An 18,383-nucleotide genomic window follows, 5' to 3' on the forward strand; every position below is an offset into this window, starting at 1 on the left:
CACATAGGCCGCCATGCGTCTGAAATTGATCAAACTCGCCGGTTTCAAGTCGTTTGTCGAGCCGACCCGCATCGAACTCAACGCCGACATGACCGCCGTGGTGGGCCCCAACGGCTGCGGCAAATCCAACGTCATCGACGCCGTGCGCTGGGTGCTGGGGGAGAGCTCCGCCCGCCATCTGCGCGGCGAGAACATGACCGACGTCATCTTCAACGGCTCCATCAACCGCAGCGCCCATGGCCGCGCCTCGGTGGAGCTGGTGTTCGACAATCCCCACAACCGGGTACCCGGCGAGTTCGGCCGCTTTACCGAGATCTCGGTGCGCCGCGAAGTGCTGCGCGACGGCTCCAACCACTACCAGATCAACGGCCAGAAGTGCCGCCGCAAGGACGTGACCGACCTCTTCCTCGGCACCGGCCTTGGGCCCCGCAGTTACGCCATCATCGAACAGGGCACCGTCAGCCGGCTGGTGGAGTCCCGCCCCGCCGATCTCAAGCTGTTCATGGAAGAGGCCGCCGGGGTCTCCCGCTACAAGGAGCGGCGCCGCGAGACCGAGCAGCGCATCCGCCATACCCAGGAGAACCTGGAACGCCTTGGCGATATCCGTAGCGAACTGGGCTCGCGCCTCGAACATCTCAAGGCCCAGGCCGAGACCGCCGAGCGCTACAAGCAGCTCAAGAGCCGCAGTCGCGCGGCCCGCAGCGAACTGATCGGCTCGGAACTGTGGGCGCTGGAGACGCGTCTTGGCGAAGCCAAGACCGAACTGGCCCAGACTGAACAGGCGCTGGCGGCCCTCGATGCCAAGCGCACCGCCGACGAGGGGCGCCACGTCACCCTGTCGGTGGCCCGCCAGGAGGCGCAGGCCGAGCAGGCCAGCCGCCAGCAGCAGATTTTTCTCGGCGGACAAGCCATCGCCCGCCTCGAGCAGCAGCAATTGCACCAGAACGAACTCGGTCGTGACTGGCAGGCGAGGCGGCAGGCCCTCGGCGAGCGTATCGACGGCCTCAAGGCCCAGCTGGCCGGCCAGCTGGAACAGCTGAGCGACAGCACGTTGCAGGGCGAGGTCTCGTCGGCGCGCCTCGAGCAGTGTGAGCAGTTGCTTACCGACCAGCAGAGCGTGCGTGCAGCAGCGGGCGATCGGCTCGAGCAGGCGCGCCAGCGCCAGCAGCAGTGGCAGCAGCAGCTGAGCCAGTTACAGGGGCGGCTCAACCAGACCCGCGCCGAGGTGAACGGTCTGCAGGAGCTGCAGGCCAAGACCCGGCTGGCCCGTCTCAAGTTGGAGGATGAACAGGCCGGCCCCCTCGGCGGCGAAGGGGAGAACCTGCAACCGGCCCTCGATGCCCTGGCGGCGGAACTCTCGCTCTCCCGCGCCCGCCATGAGGAAGCCGATACGGCGTGGCAGGCCGGTGTGTCGCGCCATGAAGCACTCAAGGCAGAGCAGGGTCGCCAGCAGGGCCTGCTGCGCGAGCTGGAGGCGCGCCTCGCCACCCTGGATCAGATCCTGGGGGAGCAGATGGCGGGCGCGACCCTGGCGGATCGGTTGCAGGTGCCCCCCGAGTGGGCCCGGGGACTGGACAAGGTGCTCGGCCGCTGGCTCACCGCAATCCCGGCGGACGAGTGCAACCTGGCGCAACCCGGGCTCTGGATTGGCCCGGCCCAGCCAGCCAGGGCCGATACCCTGGCGGCGCAACTGGGGGGCGAGCACATTCCGGCTTTCCTCAACGCCATCTGGCTGGCAGAGAGCAGGGAGGAGGCGCTGTCCCGCCTGCACAGCCTCTCTGCCGGTGAGTCGCTGCTCACTCCCGCTGGCGACTGGTTCGGCCCCAACTGGGCGGATCTGGGGGAGGGCATGGCCCTCGGTACGCTGGCGCTGCTCGGTGAGCGTGAGCGGCTGCACACCGAGCTGGCCGCGGGTCGGGAGGCGCTGCACAGACTCGACGAGCAGCTTGTCGCCGCCGATGCAGCGCGGGCCCAGCTGCACAGCGCCCATGAGCTGGCTCAGCGCACCCTGCGCGAGCAGGAGCTGCGGTGGCAACAACTGCGCGAAGCCTGGAGTCTGCGCGAGGGGCAGCGCCAGGAGCGCTTGCAGCGCCTGGGCCAGCTGGGGGAAGAGCTGGCCCGGCTCGATAAGGAGCAGGCTGAGGAGGCGCAGCGGCTGGCGTCGGCCGGGGAGAGGCTTGAGCAGGATGAAGCGGCCCTTGGCGAGCAGCAGGAGCAGGGGGAGGTACTCGCCGAGGCGCTGCTGCTCGCCCAGGAGCAGGTGAGCGGGGCGGAGCGGGCGCTGGAAGAGGTGCGCCTTCGCCGGGAGCAGCAGCAGGCGGCCTGCCAGCGGTTGCAACTGGAGCAGCAGAACCAGCGCCAGCTCATCACGCTGCGCGAGCAGGAGCTGGCCCGTCTCGGCCTGGAGCTGGCGGAACTCAAGGAGCCAGGGGCCGCTCCGAGTCAGGATCTGTCGCCCCTGCTGGTCGAACAGCGCAATCTTGAGGCGCAGCAACTGACCTGTCACCAGCGGCTCGCAGAGCTGGATCGTCAGCTGACCGAGCTGGAGCAGGCCAGAAGCGCAGATCACAAGCAGCTGGTGAAAATTCAGGAGAAGCTGGCGACTTTGCGGCTCGAGCGCGAGCGCAACCTGACGCGCAGGCAGGGATTGCACGAGCAGTTCGAAGAGCTGGGCGTTCGCTTGGTGGACCTCGATCAGGCTGTGCTGATTGCCGCTGATCGCGGCAAGCTGCGCCAGGAGATCCAGACGCTGGAGGCGCAGGTGGAGGCGCTTGGCGCCATCAACCTGGCGGCACTGGAGGAGTATGAGGAGGCGAAAACCCGTTCAAGCTACCTGGAAAATCAGTGCCAGGATCTGGAGCAGGCCCTCGACACCTTGAGCCAAGCCATTAAAAGAATTGATAAAGAAACACAAATACGCTTCCGCGACACTTTCGATAAGGTCAATGAAGATTTAAAATCCCTGTTCCCAAAAGTGTTCGGGGGGGGCAGTGCCTGGCTTGAGCTGACCTCGGATGATCTTTTGGAGGCCGGAGTGAGCATCATGGCAAGACCTCCGGGCAAGAAGAATGCTACCATTGCCCTGCTTTCCGGGGGGGAGAAGGCGCTAACCGCCCTTGCGCTGGTTTTTGCCATCTTCAGACTCAATCCAGCACCATTTTGTCTGCTGGATGAGGTGGATGCACCGCTCGATGAAGTGAACGTCGGTCGCTTCTGTTCTCTTGTCAAAGAGATGTCGAGCACAGTACAGTTCGTTTACATCAGTCATAATAAGGTCTCCATGGAGATGGCCGAGCAGCTGGTTGGCGTCACGATGCAAGAGCCCGGGGTTTCGCGCATAGTGTCGGTCGATATCGGTGAAGCCGTCGCTTTGGCTGAGCAAAACTAGAAAGAGAAGCAGCTAATGCAGGAATTGCGTTACATCTTGGTTGCCCTGGGCGGTATTGCCATCGCGGCATTGCTCATTCACGGGTTGTGGAGCAACAGAAAGAATCGTCAGGCACCGATCAAGGAGAAACCCCTGGGTCGGATGGAGTCCAAGTCCCGTGAGCGTGACAACGACGCCTTCGACAGCGATGGCATCGGTCAGGTGCGTGTGGTGAGCGGTGGCCGTCGTGCCGAGCCCAAACTGCGCAGCGACGAGGCCCGTCAGCCCGAACCCCGCCGTGTCGCCCCCGTTCCCGCCTTCGATGATGAAGATGACGACGCCGATCTGCCGCCTCCCGTGGTGCGCAAGCCTGCCGCTCGCCCTGTCCCCCCTCAGCCTGTGTATGAGGAAGAAGAGGACTATGACGAGCCGGTTGCCGCCCCTGTTGAAGAGGCCCCTGCCGCGCCGGTGCGCAAACCTGCACAGGTGATCCGCCGTACGCCGGTACACCGTTCCCGTCCGCAGCGCGAGCCCATGATGCAGCCGCTGGACGAAGAGCCGCTGGTGGAGCCGGCCTATGCCCAGGCGCCGACCTTCGGTGCACGCGAGCCGGCACCGGTTGCCCAGCAGGCTCCCCGCTACGCCCAGCCGGCTTATGAAGAGCCCGCTTACGATGACGAGCCAGCCTATGAAGAGCCGGTTCACGCAGCCGAGTCAGAACCCGCCCCGGCCCCGGTCGAGAAGATCTGGCAGGATGTCTATGTCATCAACCTGATGGCCCGTCCCGGCCACGATCTGCAAGGTGCGACCCTGCTCTCTTCCCTGCTGGCGCTGGGCTTCAAGTTTGGCGAGATGGACATCTTCCACCGTCACGAAGATCTGGGCGGCAAGGGGGAAGTGCTCTTCTCCATGATCAACATGGTCAAGCCGGGTACCTTCAACCCCTATCGCATGGAGCAGTTCAGCACCCCGGGTGTGTCCCTCTTCATGCAACTGCCCCTTCGCAGCAATGCCGCCTTCGCCTTCGAGCACATGTTGCAGGCCGCGGATCAGCTGGCGAGCGATCTCGATGCCATGCTGACCGACGCCTCGCGCAGTCCCCTCAGCGACGACGACATCGCCCGCTACCGTCACGAGCTGGCGGCCTACGAGGCCAGCCGCGACTGATGCGCCATGGGGCTTGAACAATGAAAAGTGCGGTACCCCGGTGCCGCATTTTTGTTTCTGCCCCAGACTGAATGTTCCATCACACTTCGAGACTTTTTCATGAGCGATATCCTCTCCCGCCACCGTCAACTGTGTGAGCTGCTGACCGAGTACGGCCATCAGTACTATGTGCTGGACAACCCCACGGTGCCGGACGCCGAATACGATCGCCTGATGCGCGAGCTGATCGCGCTGGAGGCCGAGCATCCAGAGCTCAAAACCCCGGCCTCGCCGAGCGTGAGGGTGGGGGGCCAGCCGCTGACCGCCTTCAAGCAGGTACGCCACGAGATCCCCATGCTGAGTCTGGACAACGTCTTCAGCAGCGAGGAGTTGCAGGCGTTCGAGCAACGCATGGGTGATCGCCTCAAGCGGGAGGTGACTTTCACCTTCTGTTGCGAGCCCAAGCTCGACGGTCTGGCGGTGAGCCTGCTCTACGTGGATGGCCAGCTGGTACAGGCCGCCACTCGCGGGGACGGCACCACGGGGGAGGAGATCACCGAGAACGTGCGCACCATCAAGGCCATTCCTCTGACCCTGCGCGGCCAGGGGTGGCCGGCGCGGCTGGAGGTGCGTGGGGAGGTCTTCATGCCCAAGGCGGGGTTCGAGGCGATGAACCGCGATGCACTGGCGGCGGGGGAGAAGGTGTTCGTCAACCCGCGCAACGCCGCTGCCGGCAGCCTGCGCCAGCTCGATTCACGCATCACCGCCAGCCGCCCCCTCAGCTTCTATGCCTACGGCGTGGGAGTCGGTGGCGACGAGCTGGGGGAGTCTCACTTCGGTCGCCTCAATCAGCTCAAGGCCTGGGGTCTGCCGCTCAGCCCGGAAGTGAAGCTCAAAGAGGGTGCCGCCGGCTGCCAGGCGTTTCACGATGATATCCTGGTGCGCCGCGGGGATCTCCCCTACGAGATCGACGGCGTGGTCTACAAGGTGGATGACGTCGCCCTGCAAGGGGAGCTCGGTTTCGTTGCCCGCGCGCCGCGCTGGGCCACTGCCCACAAGTTCCCGGCAGAAGAGGAGATGACGGCGCTTGAGAACGTCGAGTTCCAGGTGGGCCGCACCGGTGCCATCACCCCGGTGGCCAAGCTCAAGCCGGTGTTTGTCGGCGGCGTCACCGTTTCCAACGCTACCCTGCACAATGCGGACGAGATCGCGCGCCTTGGCGTCATGATCGGCGACACCGTGATCGTGCGCCGGGCCGGGGACGTGATCCCCCAGGTCGTGGCTGTGGTGGAGGCGCAGCGCCCGGCGGATGCCCGCGCGATCCTCTTCCCGACCGAGTGCCCGGTGTGCGGCTCGGCGGTGGAGCGGCTGGAAGGGGAGGCCGTGGCCCGCTGTTCCGGCGGTCTCTTCTGCGAGGCCCAGCGGGCGGCCGCCATCAAGCACTTCGCGGCGCGTCGCGCCATGGATGTGGATGGCCTTGGCGACAAGATAGTGGAGCAGCTGGTGGACAAGGGGCTGGTGAAGACCCCGGCGGACCTGTTCAGCCTCAACGCCATCCAGCTGGCCGGGCTCGATCGGATGGGGCAAAAATCGGCCCTCAACCTGGTGGCCGCCATCGATGCCGCCCGCAGCACCACCCTGCCCCGCTTCCTGTTTGCCCTGGGGATCCGCGAAGTAGGGGAGGCGACCGCCTTGAACCTCGCCAACCACTTCCTCACCCTGGATGCCCTGCGCGCCGCCTCGGTGGAGCAGTTGCTGGAAGTGGCCGACGTGGGAGACATAGTGGCCAAGCACGTCTACTACTTCCTGCGCCAGCCCCACAACATCGAAGTGCTCGACGCCCTGCTGGCCGCCGGTATCCATTGGCCGGTCATCGAGAAGAAAGAGGCAAGCGATCAGCCCTTTGCCGGCAAGACTTTCGTGCTGACCGGCACCCTCACCGCCTTGTCCCGCAACGACGCCAAGGCGGCGCTGCAGGCCCTGGGAGCCAAGGTGGCGGGCTCGGTGTCGGCCAAGACCGACGTGCTGGTGGCGGGGGAGGCGGCAGGCTCCAAGCTCGCCAAGGCCCAGGAGCTGGGGATCACCATCTGGACCGAAGCCGAGTTGCAGGCGGCCATTCAGCCCTGAGAATGCACGTTTGAGCAGACAAACCCGGCCCACTGGCCGGGTTTGTCGTTGGTGGGCTCACTCGATGTAGCTCACCTTGTCCTGCCAGGCATCGGGAGCCGTCAGGTGCCAGCGTGCCAGTTCGCTCTTGCTGAACAGGTATTCCCCGCGGGATGCGGCGCGGGGGGAGAGGGCGCCGGGCGCCGTGCCCGAGAGGATGGCATTGGCCAGTTCGGCGGCTCTCTCTCCCTGGCTGTGGCCATCGAGCACCAGACCGCCGATGGCGGCTCCCCTGCCCACCGCAAAGGCCCAGAAACAGAACAGTGGCACCGGGCTGTTGGCGCTGGTCCATGCCAGCACCTGTTGCTCGCTCACATGCTGGCCCTGCGCGTCGGTGAGAGTGTGGTAGAGGCCGAGGAAGAGCGCCTGATAGCCGTTTTCCCGGCTGGCGAGCACTGCCTCCTGCCAGCGTCCGTAGTCGGTGAACTGGCGGCTGCTGACCCGGGTCTGGCCGATCGTCAGCTCGCCTCGCCCCTTGAACTCGTGGGCGACGGCGGTGCGGGACACCTCGCTTTCGTCAAACAGCACCAGGGCGCGCTCCAGCCCTCCCATCAACTGACTCATCTCGCTGATGCTGCGCTTTAGCAGGGGGCGTTCCAGTACGCCGGTGATCAGGGGGTGGCCGACCAGCCCCTTGGGGCGCGGATTCTCGTTCATCCCGAGAAACACCACGGGCGTTCCCCGGGCGGCGATGGGTCGGGCGAGGGCGTTGATGGCGTTGTCATCCCCCAGGATCACCAGCGCCGGCTGGTGGGTCCGGTAGGCGGCCATTCCCTTGGCGAGCAGTTCGTCACGGGTCTGGCCGGGCTGGCGCTTGGTGTCCAGATAGAGATAGCCGAGGTGATGCGCCTGCTTGAGGTGTTGCTCGAGGCCGGCACTGTAGCTCTGATCCCACTGGTTGCTCTGGTAATAGCTGCTGATCACCAGGATCTCGGCGGCCAGCAGCGGGAGGGAGAGGAGGGAGAGCAGGAGCAAGACCTTGGTCACGTGTGTTTTCCGCAAGGGAGAGACTGTTCCCCAGTATGTGCTCTCCCGCTCTCTGGCGCCTCGGTCAATTGTTGTCGGAAGGCGTGCCCCTCTCTTTTTATCCCTTGCCGGGCGGGAGCCCGCATCCCGTCTGGGGTGAGCAAAAAGAGCGCCTTTTGGCGCTGGTCGTGAACTGCCCCACTCCTTCCAAAACCTGTTCTGGATCAAGAAACAGGGTACCGCTTTGGTGCCTAATAGACCCCACATATAGGGGTAAACATAAAAAAAACACCCATATATAGTGTCATAAAGCTGTGCATAAGTGGTCGCCCTCTCAGTGTCAGCCCAGGTGTTTCAAGCCTTGGCTGACCTTGTTTGCGCCGGGGACGGGCGTGGAGAAGGGGACTCAACGAGGGTGAGCCGAGGGTGGCCACCAGGTCTTTCAATACGGGGAAAATCGATGAAACCGGTAGTGATCAAACGCGATGGATGTCGTGCACCATTCAATGGCCAACTGATCCGCGATGCGGTCAGCCGAGCGGCGGCAGCGGTCAATCAGGCCAGTCCGGCGCTGGCAGAGCGCATTGCCGCCGCTGTCAGCCAGGAGCTGGAGGGGCGAGGGGAGGTAGACATCCACGAGATCCAGAACCGGGTCGAGAACCACCTGATGGCCTCCGACGACAAGGCCATCGCCCGTGCCTACATCGAATACCGTCACGACCGGGATCAGGCCCGCGAGGCCCGGGGTCGCCTGGCCCAGGAGATCCGCGGCCTGGTGGAGCAGACCAACGCGGCCCTGCTCAACGAGAACGCCAACAAGGACTCCAAGGTGATCCCGACCCAGCGTGACCTGCTGGCGGGCATCGTCGCCAAGCATTACGCCATCAGTCACATGCTGCCCCGTGACGTGGTGCAGGCCCACGAGAGCGGCGACCTGCACTTCCACGATCTCGACTACTCCCCCTTCTTCCCCATGTTCAACTGCATGCTGATCGATCTGCAGGGGATGCTGACCCACGGCTTCAAGATGGGCAACGCGGAGATAGACACTCCCAAATCCATCAGCACCGCCACCGCGGTGACCGCCCAGATCATCGCCCAGGTGGCGAGCCATATCTATGGCGGCACCACCATCAACCGCATCGACGAGGTGCTGGCACCCTATGTGACCATCAGCTGGCACAAGCACCGGGAGGTGGCCGAGGAGTGGGGGATCCAGGATGTGGACGCCTATGCCATGGCCCGCACCGAGAAGGAGTGCCACGACGCCTTCCAGTCCCTCGAATACGAGGTCAATACCCTGCACACCGCCAACGGTCAGACGCCGTTCGTCACCTTCGGCTTTGGCCTGGGGGACAGTTGGGAATCGCGCCTCATCCAGCGCGCCATCCTTGGCAACCGCATCGCCGGCCTTGGCAAGAACAGGAAGACCGCCGTCTTCCCGAAACTGGTGTTCGCCATCAAGGATGGCCTGAACCACAAGCAGGGGGATCCCAACTACGACATCAAGCAGCTGGCGCTGGAGTGCGCCTCCAAGCGGATGTACCCGGACATCCTCAACCACGACCAGGTGGTCAAGGTGACCGGCTCCTTCAAGACCCCCATGGGGTGTCGCTCCTTCCTCGGTGCTTACGAGGAGAATGGTGAGCTGGTCCACGAGGGGCGCAACAACTTAGGTGTCGTGAGCCTCAACCTGCCGCGCATTGCCCTGAAATCCCGCGATGAAGCGGACTTCTGGGACAAGCTGGACGCCGCCCTGCGGGTGGCCAAGACAGCGCTCATGTACCGCATCAAGCGCCTGGACGGGGTCAAGGCCCGGGTCGCCCCCATCCTCTACATGGAAGGGGCCTGCGGGGTGCGCCTCAAGGCCGATGACAACATCAGCGAGATCTTCAAACATGGCCGCGCCTCCATTTCGCTGGGTTACATCGGGGTACACGAGACCATCAACGCCCTCTATGGCACAGACGTCCACCTGTTCGACAGCGAGACCCTGCGCCAGAAGGCCATCGCCATCATCGCGCGGCTCAAGGCGGCCACCGACGAGTGGAAGGAGGAGACCGGCTACGGCTTCAGCCTCTACTCCACCCCGAGCGAGAACCTCTGCACCCGTTTCTGCCGCATCGACGCCAAGGAGTTTGGCGTGGTGGTCGGGGTGACCGACAAGGGCTACTACACCAACAGCTTCCACCTGGACGTGGAGAAGCAGGTGAACCCCTACGACAAGCTGGACTTCGAGGCGCCCTATCCGCCCATCGCCAGCGGCGGCTTCATCTGCTACGGCGAGTACCCCAACATCCAGCACAACCTGGAGGCGCTGGAGAATGTCTGGGACTACAGCTATGACAAGGTGCCCTACTACGGCACCAACACCCCCATCGACGAGTGCTACGACTGCGGCTTCACCGGCGAGTTCGAGTGCACCTCCAAGGGCTTCACCTGCCCGCGCTGCGGCAACCACGACCCGGCCAAGGTGTCGGTGACACGCCGGGTGTGCGGCTATCTCGGCAGCCCGGATGCGCGCCCCTTCAACGCGGGCAAGCAGGAAGAGGTCAAACGCCGCGTCAAGCATATGTAAGCGAGCAGACCCCACCCCAGCCCTCCCCTTGGCAGGGGGGGCAAAGAAGCTCCTCCCCCTTTCGAAGGGGGAGGTTGGGAGGGGGTTGGCCGTTAACCCAGAGAACTCGAATGCACTACCACCAGTACTACCCGGTCGATGTGATCAACGGCCCCGGCACCCGCGCCACCCTGTTTGTGTCGGGTTGCGAGCACCAGTGCCCCGGTTGCTACAACCAGAGCACCTGGCGGCTCGATGGGGGCAAGCAGTTCGATGAGGCGATGAGCGATCGCATCATTCACGATCTCAACGACAGCTGCATCAAGCGGCGCGGACTGTCGCTCTCCGGCGGCGATCCGCTCCACCCCGCCAACGTGCCGCATGTGCTGGCGCTGGTGAAGCGGGTGCGGGCCGAGTGCCCCGGCAAGGACATCTGGTGCTGGACCGGCTATCTGCTGGCCGATCTCAGCCCGGCCCAGCGGGAGCTGGTGGCCTTGCTGGACGTGCTGGTGGATGGCAGGTTCGAGAAGGCCCTGGCGGATCCCGGTCTGCTCTGGCGTGGCAGCAGCAACCAGATGGTTCACGACCTCAACGCCTGGCGGAAAGGAGGAGAGCGGATCCCCTGTCTGGTTTGCAGTTGAGGCCTTGGGTGTTTATGGTTAGGCCAACCCCAAGCGCTGTTTACACGAGGAATCCCGATGAACAATCTGCTCAAGATCCTGCTGGCCATCTTTCTCCCCCCGGTCTGCGCCTTTATCCAGGTAGGCTTCAGCCTCCATTTCCTCATCAACATAGTGCTGACCCTGCTGGGCGGTCTGCCCGGCATGGTTCATGCCCTCTGGCTGGTGGTAAGCGACAAGCGCGCCTGAGCCGTGAGAGATCACAAGGCCAGCCCTCCGGGGTTGGCTTTTTTTTGCCTGCCAGATGGGGGCTTCCCGGATGAGCCCCTTTGCCTGACACTGGCGCGTCGCTCATGGAGTCGAGCGATACAACGAAGAGGGAATGTCGAGTGCGAGTGAAAGGGTTGTTGCTGTGGGCCGCCCTGGCCCTGCTCGGGGGCTGTGCCAGCCCCACCGCCAAGCTGAATCAGCCTCCGGTGGATGTCACCTGGGAAACGCTGCCCGAATACTGGGTGCTGGTGGGGGATGCCATCAGTTTTAACCCGGTCGGGGGGCTGCCGGCGAAGAGGCCGGTCAAGGGGTATGTGACCCTTCGCTACCTCATCGATTCCAATGGCACGTTGTTCAGCCCAGAGGTACTGGAGTCCCAGCCCCCCGGCGTGCTGGATCTCATCGCCATCTCCGGGCTGGCGCAGCTGCGCTACCGGCCATCAGAGCAGAATCAGCAAGCCATTCCGGCTCGGGTTGTGGCCCGATTCGAAGTGGAAGTGAAATGACAAACACCCCGGCCAGGCCGGGGTGTTTCGTGTGGGCTCTGTGCCATGACGGCGCGGATCACTGCTCCTTGCAGTCGTTGTAGCGGCTCTGCCACTCCCCGGCGTCATCACGCATCTCGACGAACCCCTCCTTGCCCTTGTTCCACCAGACCACCTCGTGATCGTCGGTATAGCGGGCGCCAGAGGCGGAAACCGCCTGGGGCAGGGTGTAATCCTTGCCATCGGGGAGGGAGAGCTTGACGAAGTTCAGGCTCTCGTCCGAGAGGGAGAAGTAGCGAACCTGCACTTTCTGGTTCTGTTCACACAGATAGGTGACGGGATCGCCGCCGGTCACTCCCAGCTTGCCGCTGCCCAGATCGCAGCCGCCGAGCAGGGTGATGGCGCACGCCCCCAGTAGAAAGAGCTTGGCGTGTTTCATGTTTGATCCTCACAACGGTGTCATATGGCCTTGAGCCTAACAGGATGAGGCACAACTGCAACCTCGTGGCGGGAGCCCTGCGTCGGGATGCGTCCGTCTCCCTCTGGTCCGTGGGGCAGGCAAAAAAACGCCCCGGCAGGCAAGCGGGGCGAAAGGGAGCCGTCCAATGGCTGCAGAAAAGGGTCAGTGGCCGAACCGTGTCGCCTCGAAGCGATTGAGCAGCCGGTGGATGAGGTAGCAGGCGAGCAGGGTGACCACGATGGCAAAGAGGATGCTGCTCACCCGATAGAGGGCGCTGAACACCAGGTCGTTGCCCGGGGTCAGGTACTGGCCGAACAGGATGCCGAGGGTGGTGAGGGCACCGAAGCCGACTCCGGAGCCGCTCGCCTCCTTCACATGGGCATAGCTGAACAGCATGGCGCCGAGCCAGAGCACCGGGGTCACCAGCAGCAGCAAGCCGGACCAGTCATAGAGCACCAGCTGCCCCAGGATGCCGAAACTCACCCCCAGCAGGGTGCCCATGGCCCGCTTGCGGGCATAGTCCAGGGCGCCGTTCCAGTGCATGGGGAAGAGCAGCAGCAGGGTGGTGGCCTGGGCGGACATGGAGTCGCGCAGATCGAAGATCTGGAACACCAGGAACGAGAGGGTTGCGATGGACGCCCCCAGCAGGGCTTCGTGGCGCATCCGGTGCGGCGCCTTGGGGGAGGGGGCCGGCCTGGGGCGCTCCTCCACGTCCGGAATGAGGGCCGTCATCAGATAGGCGATGAGCACCGACAGGACGCTGGCCCAGAGGTTGCTGAAGATGAGGTCGTTCAGATCAATCCCGGGGTAGCTGGCAAAGTGCAGCATGATGCTGAGGCTGAGCACCCCGTTGGCACCGAACAGGAACAGGCTGCCCCGGGACATGGCGGCGAAACGGTAGAGGAAGAGCAAAAAGACCAGGGGGGTCATGAGCCCCGGGTGGCCGCCGAACAGGCCGCCGAGCAGCCCCACTTCCAGACCGCACATGGCGGCGGAGGCGATGAGCTGGCGGGCGGCGTGACCGTTCATCACCGGCACCAGGCCGAGCAGCAGCACCGGGGTGACGGTGAAGAAGACCCCGTTGCTCCAGCCGAAGATCTTGCACAGCACAAACCCCAGGGTACAGCCAAAGGCGATGCGCAGACACTGGCGCAGTTCGTTGGGGGTGAGGGGTCTGTGCCACAGGTTCATGGTCGTCATCTCAATAGATGTAGTGCAGCAGGCTGAGCAGACGGATCTGGCCGCGGGCCAGCAGCCCGGTCAGGATGTTGTCCGGCAGCAGCTGCACCGTGGCGCGGGCCCCGGCCGGCAGGTGAGTGGGCAGTTGCTCCAGGGTCAGGTGCAGGCGCAGGCGCTGGGCATCCCGCACCCAGCGATCGGACTCGACAGGGTTCGCAAGCTGGCCGTTTGCGTCAAACTGGCCGGCGCTGACCCCGGCATCCAGGCTGGCGACGCGGGCCGGATAGAGACGACCGGGCTCGCCGTCGAAGGCGACGAGGGCCTGACTGCCGGCGCTGACATGGCGCAGGCTCTTCTCGCGAAAATCGGCGATCACGTCCACCTGCTCGGAGACCAGGGCCAGCAGGGGGGAGCCCGCATTGGCCACGCTGCCAGGCTTGAGCTGCAAATTGGTGATGATGCCGTCCTGGCTCGCATGAACCCGGCTGTAGGCGAGGTTGAGCTCGGCCTGGGCGAGGCGGTTGCGGGCCTGGCGCAGCAGCAGGTTGTCTTCCCCTGGCAAGCCGCGGTTAACGCGGGCCTGCTCTACCCGGGCCTGGCTGCCGAGCAGGTTGGCACGGGCGGTGCGGGCGGCGCTGTCGGCGTCATCTTTCTGCTGTTCAGAGACCATGTGACGGCGGTAGAGGGCGTCGATGCGCGCCGCTTCCCGCTGTTTCTGGTCGGCCTGGGTGCGCAGCGAGCTGTACTCCGCCTCATAGGCGGTCAGGGTCGCGTCCAGCTGGCGGTTCTGCTGCCTGGCCTGATCCAGGGCGAGCCTGGCCTGATCCACGGCGAGCTGGAAGGGTTCCGGGTCGAGGGCGAACAGCAGATCCCCCTGCTTGACGTGCTGGTTGTTGGCGACGGCGACTTCGACCACCTTGCCGCTGACCTGGGGGGCCATCCGGGTGACGACCCGGGTGGCCATGGCCTGGGGGGTCAGGGGCATCTTGATGTCGGCCAGCAGAAAGTAGCCAAACACCAGGACGAAGCAGACGATGGCCCACTTTATCCAGCGCTTGAATTGTTGATCCGGTGTCATCTTATTCTCTCTCTTCATGCTGTGCGGCTATCTTGCCGAGGGCGTTGGCGGAGATGCGGTGCACAATGTCTTCAAACTGGGCCAGCTCCTGCTGGCTGATGCCGGTGAGCAGTTCCCGGCGCACGGCGATGATGCGGCCCTCGATCTGATCGAGCAGCGCCTTGCCCGTCGGGGTCAGGGTGACGATGCGGGCCCGCTTGTCCTGGCTGCAACAATGGCGCTCGATCAGCCCCTGCTCCTCGAGCTGACCCAGGGTCCGCATCAGGGAGGGGAGCTCTATCTCCAGGGCCTCGGCCAGGGTCTTCTGGCTGAGGTGGCCGCCGAGGCGGCTGAGTTTCCACAGGGCGGTCCAGCGGGGATGGGTGAGCCCCAGAGGTGCCAGCTCGAGATCGGCCACGGTGCGCCAGAGCCGGTGCAATCGCCCCAGCTGCTCGGCGAGGGAGAGTTCTCGCAACATCTCCAGATCCTTTTTCATGACGGGCACCTCAATTACTTAGCTTGCGAAGCATTATATTTATTTCGCAGGCTAAGTAAATAGTGTGATACAGCTCACGTTCAGGTTTTTTGCCCGGGCCGTGGTGTTTAAGTTTTTATATGGCTTTGCGGGCCAGCTAACCGACAACGGCCGGAGGAGGCGTTAGAGTGGCCACCTTTGAGGTGCGCCAGGCTGGCCATTGACCCGGCCGGGGGACACCCTCACCCTGGGCTTTCCCGTCCGCTGCAAGGTTGAACGATGAAACTGCGCCACCAGCTAGTCACCCTCTCGCTTGGCTTGTCACTGCTGCTGATCCTGATCCTGGGCTGTCTGCTCGCCCTCTTCATGCGCCACCTGCTGGAGAACAACCTGAAGGAGAAGGGGAGCGATCTGGCCCGGGTGCTGGCTGCGGACAGCCGGGTGGTCCAGGCCCTGGAGAAGGGGAGCGATCCCGGGCTGCGGGATTATGTGCAGGGGATCTGCAGCCGCACCGACGCCGCCTACATGGTGGTGACCGACGAACATGCCAGGCGCCTGAGCCACCCCTCACCCGAGCTGGTGGGCCAGACCTTCCGGGGGGAGGACATCTGGCCTGCACTCCAGTCGCGCGAGAGCTACTGCTCCCGGGACGTGGGCACCTTGGGCCCCGCCATCCGCTGCTTCGCTCCCGTGGTGGGGCCCGATGGCCAGGCCATTGGTGCGGTGGCGGTGGGTTATCTGATGCGCACCGTGGAGGGCACCTATCAGGAGCGGATCGCCCTGCTGGTCGGCGCCATCGCAGCGGTGCTGGGGTGCGGCCTGCTGCTGGCGCTCTGGGTGCAGCACCTGCTGCGCCGCACCCTGCTGGATCTGGAACCGGAGACCATTGCCAATCGCTTCGCCCAGCAGGATCTGGTGCTGGAGGGGATCTCGGAGGGGATAGTGTCCCTGGACAACCAGCACAGGATCACCATGCTCAACAGCGCCGCCTTCTATCAGTTGCGACTGCCCGGCACCGGGCGCCACGCCCTGCTGGGCCGCTCCCTGGCGGAGCTGGCCCCCGGCCTCGTGCCCACGTTGCAGCAAGGGGGGGCGGTCAGGTTCACCGTGCAGGGGGATGACTTCGTCGGCCACTGGCAGGAGCTCAGCGGTCGCGAGCCGGGGCGCATGCTCATCTTCAGCCGGCCAGACGGCACCGGCAGCCTGGGCATGCAGGTGACCCACCTGCGCCAGTACGGCGAGATGCTGCGCATCCAGACCCATGAATTCGCCAACAAGCTCAGCAGCCTCTCCGGTCTGCTCCAGCTCGGCCACGTGGATCAGGCGGTAGACCTCATCCAGCAGGAGAACGAAGCCTGCCAGAACATGTTGCAGGATCTGCTGCGGGTCATCGAGAACAAGCCGGTGGCCGGGCTCATCCTCGGCAAGTTCAGCCGGGCGCGGGAGCTGGGGGTGGAGCTGGTGTTGGATGCGGGGTCGGCCCTCGGGGAGTATCCGGCCGAGGTGTCGGCGGATCTCATCACCTGCATCGGCAACCTGCTGGACAACGGCATTCGCGCCGCCTGGGGGAACCGCGAGCACGCCGCGCCCAGGGTGCTGCTCTCCCTCGATGATCTGGGGCGGCGGCTGGTGATCGAGGTGGAGGACAGTGGCGAGGGGGTGGACGAGGCGCTGGCGGATCACCTGTTCGACTACGGTGTCAGCCGCCAGACCGGGGATCACGGGGTCGGCCTCTTCCTGGTCAAGAAGACGGTGGCCAGGCGGGGGGGCGTGATAGAATGGCGCCGCACCGCCGAGCAGACGACCCTGTTCGGTATCTATTTGAATAAAAACCAATTGGTGTAAGTCATGAAGCCAATCTTCACGCTGATTATCGAGGATGACGAGCGGATAGGCGCCATGTTGGGGGAGCTGGTCTCCTCCACGGCCGGGTTCTCCCTGATGGGGCGGGCCGGCACCCTGGCCGAGGCGGATCGCCTGATGGCGGGGAGCGAGCCCCGCTTGCTGATGGTCGACATCTCCCTGCCCGATGGCTCGGGCCTGGAGTGGGTGAGCCGGCTGCGCAGCCACAACCGGGAGGTGATGGTGATGATGGTGACCGCCTCCTGCGACGTGGAGACCATACAGCAGGCCCTCAACCTGGGCGTGCAGGACTACGTCATCAAGCCGCTGCGGCTGTTTCGCATCCAGCAGAGCCTGGAGGAGATCCTGGTCCTGCATCGCCGCCTGTGCGAGCCGGGGGAGCTGGCCCAGAGCGACCTGGACCGCCTGATGGGCAAGGCGCGCAACCAGGGTCGGGAGGCGCGGGAGACCCCCAAGGGGATCGACGCCATCACCCTGCGACAGGTGCTGGATCTGCTGGCGGGGGAGCCGGACAACACCTTCTCCACCGACACCGTGGCCCTGCGCCTCTCCCTGAGTCGCACCACGGCCCGCCGCTACCTGGAGTTTCTGGAGTCAGAAGATCGGCTGGACGTGGAGCTCAACTACGGCCAGCGTGGCCGCCCGGAGCGGCGTTACCACTGGCGCCGGGAGTCGTGACCCCGTCGTGGGCACAACGCCGAAGAGGCCGCGCACACCATGCTGCGCAGGCTGCGCAGATAAAAGGGAGCCTTTGAGCTCCCTTTTGTTTTGCCCCGATGCGACCCGGCCCCTCTATCTGGGGTCGCCCGAGAAGGGGTGCAGGGCGGAGCGGGCGCGCTCGAACAGGGCGATGAGGTGATCCGCCACGGCCCGCACCCGCCGGGAGTGGGCGAGATCGCTGTGGAGCACCAGCCAGATGGGCTGATCCACCCCGAGCTCCGGCAGCAGGCAGACCAGATCCGTCTGGCGGGCTAGGTAGTGGGGCAGCACCGCGAGCCCCAGACCGGCCTGGGCGGCGGCGAGCTGGGCTGCCAGGGTGCCGGTCTCCACCCGGCAGGGACGGCCGCGCAGCATGCGGGTCATCCATCTGGCGGCGGGCAGGTGGCTCTGGGTTTCGTTCCAGCCGATGAAGTCATCCTGATCGAAGCTGGCGGCATCCACGCCGGGGCTGCGGGCATCCAGGTAGGTGCCGGTCCCGTAGAGGCCAAAGCCCAGGGTGCCCAGGCGCCGCTGGGTGAGGTGGCCGGCATCGGGCTTGACCATGCGCACCGCGAGATCGGCATCGCGCCGGTGCAGGTTCACCGTCTGCACCCCGGTGACCAGCTCCACCCTCAGCTCGGGGTGCTGGGCAAAGAGCGTCGGCAGGGAGGGGATGATGAGGGGATTGGCCAGGTTCTCGGCGGTGGCGAGGCGCACGGTGCCAGCCACCTGTCCCTGCAACTGCCCCGCCTCGCCAAAGGCCAGCCCCGCATGTTCCAGCGCTTCGGCTCGCTCAAGCAGGGCCTCCCCGTCGTCGGTCAGGCGATAGCCCTGCTGGTGGCGGCTGAACAGGGGCAGGCCGAGGGCCGCCTCCAGCCTGTCCAGGCGCCGGGAGACGGTGGCCACCCCCATGCGCAGGGCGTGGGCGGCACCGCTCAGGGTGCCGCTGCGGGCGATGGCCAGGAAGACGCGGGCGTCGTCCCAGAGCAGGGGATCGTGCATAGTGTTTCCATAATCGGAAGATAGGTTGCCAGTTACCTCTATATTTCATTCATTTTCGGAAGACCATACTC

General features: G+C 65.0%; 15 protein-coding genes. 9 read left to right on the forward strand and 6 right to left on the reverse strand.

Annotation, left to right across the window (positions count from 1 at the left end; all coding sequences use genetic code 11):
• Positions 1 to 13 precede the first annotated feature (13 nt).
• The 3 genes from AB5Y54_RS02905 (at position 14) to ligA (ending at position 6,640) form a co-directional block, all read left to right on the forward strand.
• The gene (locus AB5Y54_RS02905) at positions 14 to 3,388 is read left to right on the forward strand and encodes an AAA family ATPase (protein WP_368153204.1); all 3,375 of its coding nucleotides are present in this window, start codon (positions 14 to 16) and stop codon (positions 3,386 to 3,388) included.
• A 15-nt stretch (positions 3,389 to 3,403) separates the two neighbouring features.
• Positions 3,404 to 4,534: a cell division protein ZipA gene (gene zipA / locus AB5Y54_RS02910; protein ID WP_368153205.1), complete on the forward strand. Its 1,131-nt coding sequence runs from the start codon at positions 3,404 to 3,406 to the stop codon at positions 4,532 to 4,534.
• Positions 4,535 to 4,633: 99 nt separating this feature from the next.
• Positions 4,634 to 6,640, forward strand: coding sequence for an NAD-dependent DNA ligase LigA (gene ligA, locus AB5Y54_RS02915; RefSeq protein WP_368153206.1), 2,007 nt, complete (start codon positions 4,634 to 4,636; stop codon positions 6,638 to 6,640).
• 57 nt (positions 6,641 to 6,697) lie between these two features.
• On the opposite strand, the gene AB5Y54_RS02920 is transcribed toward ligA, so the two are convergent.
• Complete coding sequence (locus AB5Y54_RS02920; RefSeq protein ID WP_368153207.1) at positions 6,698 to 7,666, reverse strand: ABC transporter substrate-binding protein; 969 nt, start codon at positions 7,664 to 7,666, stop codon at positions 6,698 to 6,700.
• A 439-nt stretch (positions 7,667 to 8,105) separates the two neighbouring features.
• Here AB5Y54_RS02920 and nrdD point away from each other — a divergent pair, with 439 nt between their 5' ends.
• The 4 genes from nrdD to AB5Y54_RS02940 all read left to right on the forward strand — a co-directional run bounded on the left by nrdD (position 8,106) and on the right by AB5Y54_RS02940 (position 11,598).
• Positions 8,106 to 10,223, forward strand: a complete 2,118-nt coding sequence (gene nrdD, locus AB5Y54_RS02925) for an anaerobic ribonucleoside-triphosphate reductase (protein ID WP_368153208.1) — start codon at positions 8,106 to 8,108, stop codon at positions 10,221 to 10,223.
• Between the two features lie 110 nt (positions 10,224 to 10,333).
• The gene (nrdG, locus tag AB5Y54_RS02930; protein ID WP_368153209.1) at positions 10,334 to 10,843 is read left to right on the forward strand and encodes an anaerobic ribonucleoside-triphosphate reductase-activating protein; all 510 of its coding nucleotides are present in this window, start codon (positions 10,334 to 10,336) and stop codon (positions 10,841 to 10,843) included.
• 57 nt (positions 10,844 to 10,900) lie between these two features.
• Complete coding sequence (locus tag AB5Y54_RS02935; protein WP_010673454.1) at positions 10,901 to 11,071, forward strand: YqaE/Pmp3 family membrane protein; 171 nt, start codon at positions 10,901 to 10,903, stop codon at positions 11,069 to 11,071.
• A gap of 146 nt (positions 11,072 to 11,217) precedes the next feature.
• Positions 11,218 to 11,598 carry an energy transducer TonB gene (locus AB5Y54_RS02940; RefSeq protein WP_223931061.1) on the forward strand — a complete coding sequence of 127 codons (381 nt, stop codon included), beginning with the start codon at positions 11,218 to 11,220 and terminating at the stop codon, positions 11,596 to 11,598.
• A gap of 58 nt (positions 11,599 to 11,656) precedes the next feature.
• On the opposite strand, the gene AB5Y54_RS02945 is transcribed toward AB5Y54_RS02940, so the two are convergent.
• From AB5Y54_RS02945 to slyA, 4 genes are all read right to left on the reverse strand, one after another.
• Complete coding sequence (locus tag AB5Y54_RS02945; protein WP_368153210.1) at positions 11,657 to 12,016, reverse strand: MliC family protein; 360 nt, start codon at positions 12,014 to 12,016, stop codon at positions 11,657 to 11,659.
• 183 nt (positions 12,017 to 12,199) lie between these two features.
• A complete protein-coding gene (locus tag AB5Y54_RS02950) occupies positions 12,200 to 13,228 on the reverse strand; it encodes a DUF2955 domain-containing protein (RefSeq protein ID WP_010673457.1) in 1,029 nt (342 codons plus the stop codon).
• Between the two features lie 10 nt (positions 13,229 to 13,238).
• Complete coding sequence (locus AB5Y54_RS02955; protein ID WP_368153211.1) at positions 13,239 to 14,294, reverse strand: HlyD family secretion protein; 1,056 nt, start codon at positions 14,292 to 14,294, stop codon at positions 13,239 to 13,241.
• A gap of 1 nt (position 14,295) precedes the next feature.
• On the reverse strand, positions 14,296 to 14,769 hold the full coding sequence (slyA, locus tag AB5Y54_RS02960; RefSeq protein ID WP_368153212.1) for a transcriptional regulator SlyA: 474 nt from the start codon (positions 14,767 to 14,769) through the stop codon (positions 14,296 to 14,298).
• 258 nt (positions 14,770 to 15,027) lie between these two features.
• Here slyA and AB5Y54_RS02965 point away from each other — a divergent pair, with 258 nt between their 5' ends.
• Both AB5Y54_RS02965 and AB5Y54_RS02970 read left to right on the forward strand, forming a co-directional pair.
• On the forward strand, positions 15,028 to 16,593 hold the full coding sequence (locus AB5Y54_RS02965) for a sensor histidine kinase (RefSeq protein WP_104451731.1): 1,566 nt from the start codon (positions 15,028 to 15,030) through the stop codon (positions 16,591 to 16,593).
• 3 nt (positions 16,594 to 16,596) lie between these two features.
• On the forward strand, positions 16,597 to 17,289 hold the full coding sequence (locus AB5Y54_RS02970; protein ID WP_039039279.1) for a response regulator: 693 nt from the start codon (positions 16,597 to 16,599) through the stop codon (positions 17,287 to 17,289).
• 114 nt (positions 17,290 to 17,403) lie between these two features.
• Here AB5Y54_RS02970 and AB5Y54_RS02975 read toward each other — a convergent pair whose 3' ends face one another.
• The gene (locus AB5Y54_RS02975; RefSeq protein ID WP_368153213.1) at positions 17,404 to 18,312 is read right to left on the reverse strand and encodes a LysR family transcriptional regulator; all 909 of its coding nucleotides are present in this window, start codon (positions 18,310 to 18,312) and stop codon (positions 17,404 to 17,406) included.
• Positions 18,313 to 18,383: the final 71 nt, after the last annotated feature.

Origin of the sequence: Aeromonas sp. s9 (assembly GCF_040907765.1) — a bacterium.
Lineage (GTDB): Bacteria > Pseudomonadota > Gammaproteobacteria > Enterobacterales > Aeromonadaceae > Aeromonas > Aeromonas caviae.

Coding starts and splice junctions, on each gene's coding strand:
- nrdD (WP_368153208.1), top strand. CDS start 8,106: ATGAAACCGGTAGTGATCAAACGCGATGGATGTCGTGCACCATTCAAT.
- AB5Y54_RS02970 (WP_039039279.1), top strand. CDS start 16,597: ATGAAGCCAATCTTCACGCTGATTATCGAGGATGACGAGCGGATAGGC.
- AB5Y54_RS02905 (WP_368153204.1), top strand. CDS start 14: ATGCGTCTGAAATTGATCAAACTCGCCGGTTTCAAGTCGTTTGTCGAG.
- slyA (WP_368153212.1), bottom strand. CDS start 14,769: ATGAAAAAGGATCTGGAGATGTTGCGAGAACTCTCCCTCGCCGAGCAG.
- zipA (WP_368153205.1), top strand. CDS start 3,404: ATGCAGGAATTGCGTTACATCTTGGTTGCCCTGGGCGGTATTGCCATC.
- AB5Y54_RS02955 (WP_368153211.1), bottom strand. CDS start 14,294: ATGACACCGGATCAACAATTCAAGCGCTGGATAAAGTGGGCCATCGTC.
- AB5Y54_RS02935 (WP_010673454.1), top strand. CDS start 10,901: ATGAACAATCTGCTCAAGATCCTGCTGGCCATCTTTCTCCCCCCGGTC.
- ligA (WP_368153206.1), top strand. CDS start 4,634: ATGAGCGATATCCTCTCCCGCCACCGTCAACTGTGTGAGCTGCTGACC.
- AB5Y54_RS02950 (WP_010673457.1), bottom strand. CDS start 13,228: ATGAACCTGTGGCACAGACCCCTCACCCCCAACGAACTGCGCCAGTGT.
- AB5Y54_RS02965 (WP_104451731.1), top strand. CDS start 15,028: ATGAAACTGCGCCACCAGCTAGTCACCCTCTCGCTTGGCTTGTCACTG.
- nrdG (WP_368153209.1), top strand. CDS start 10,334: ATGCACTACCACCAGTACTACCCGGTCGATGTGATCAACGGCCCCGGC.
- AB5Y54_RS02975 (WP_368153213.1), bottom strand. CDS start 18,312: ATGCACGATCCCCTGCTCTGGGACGACGCCCGCGTCTTCCTGGCCATC.
- AB5Y54_RS02945 (WP_368153210.1), bottom strand. CDS start 12,016: ATGAAACACGCCAAGCTCTTTCTACTGGGGGCGTGCGCCATCACCCTG.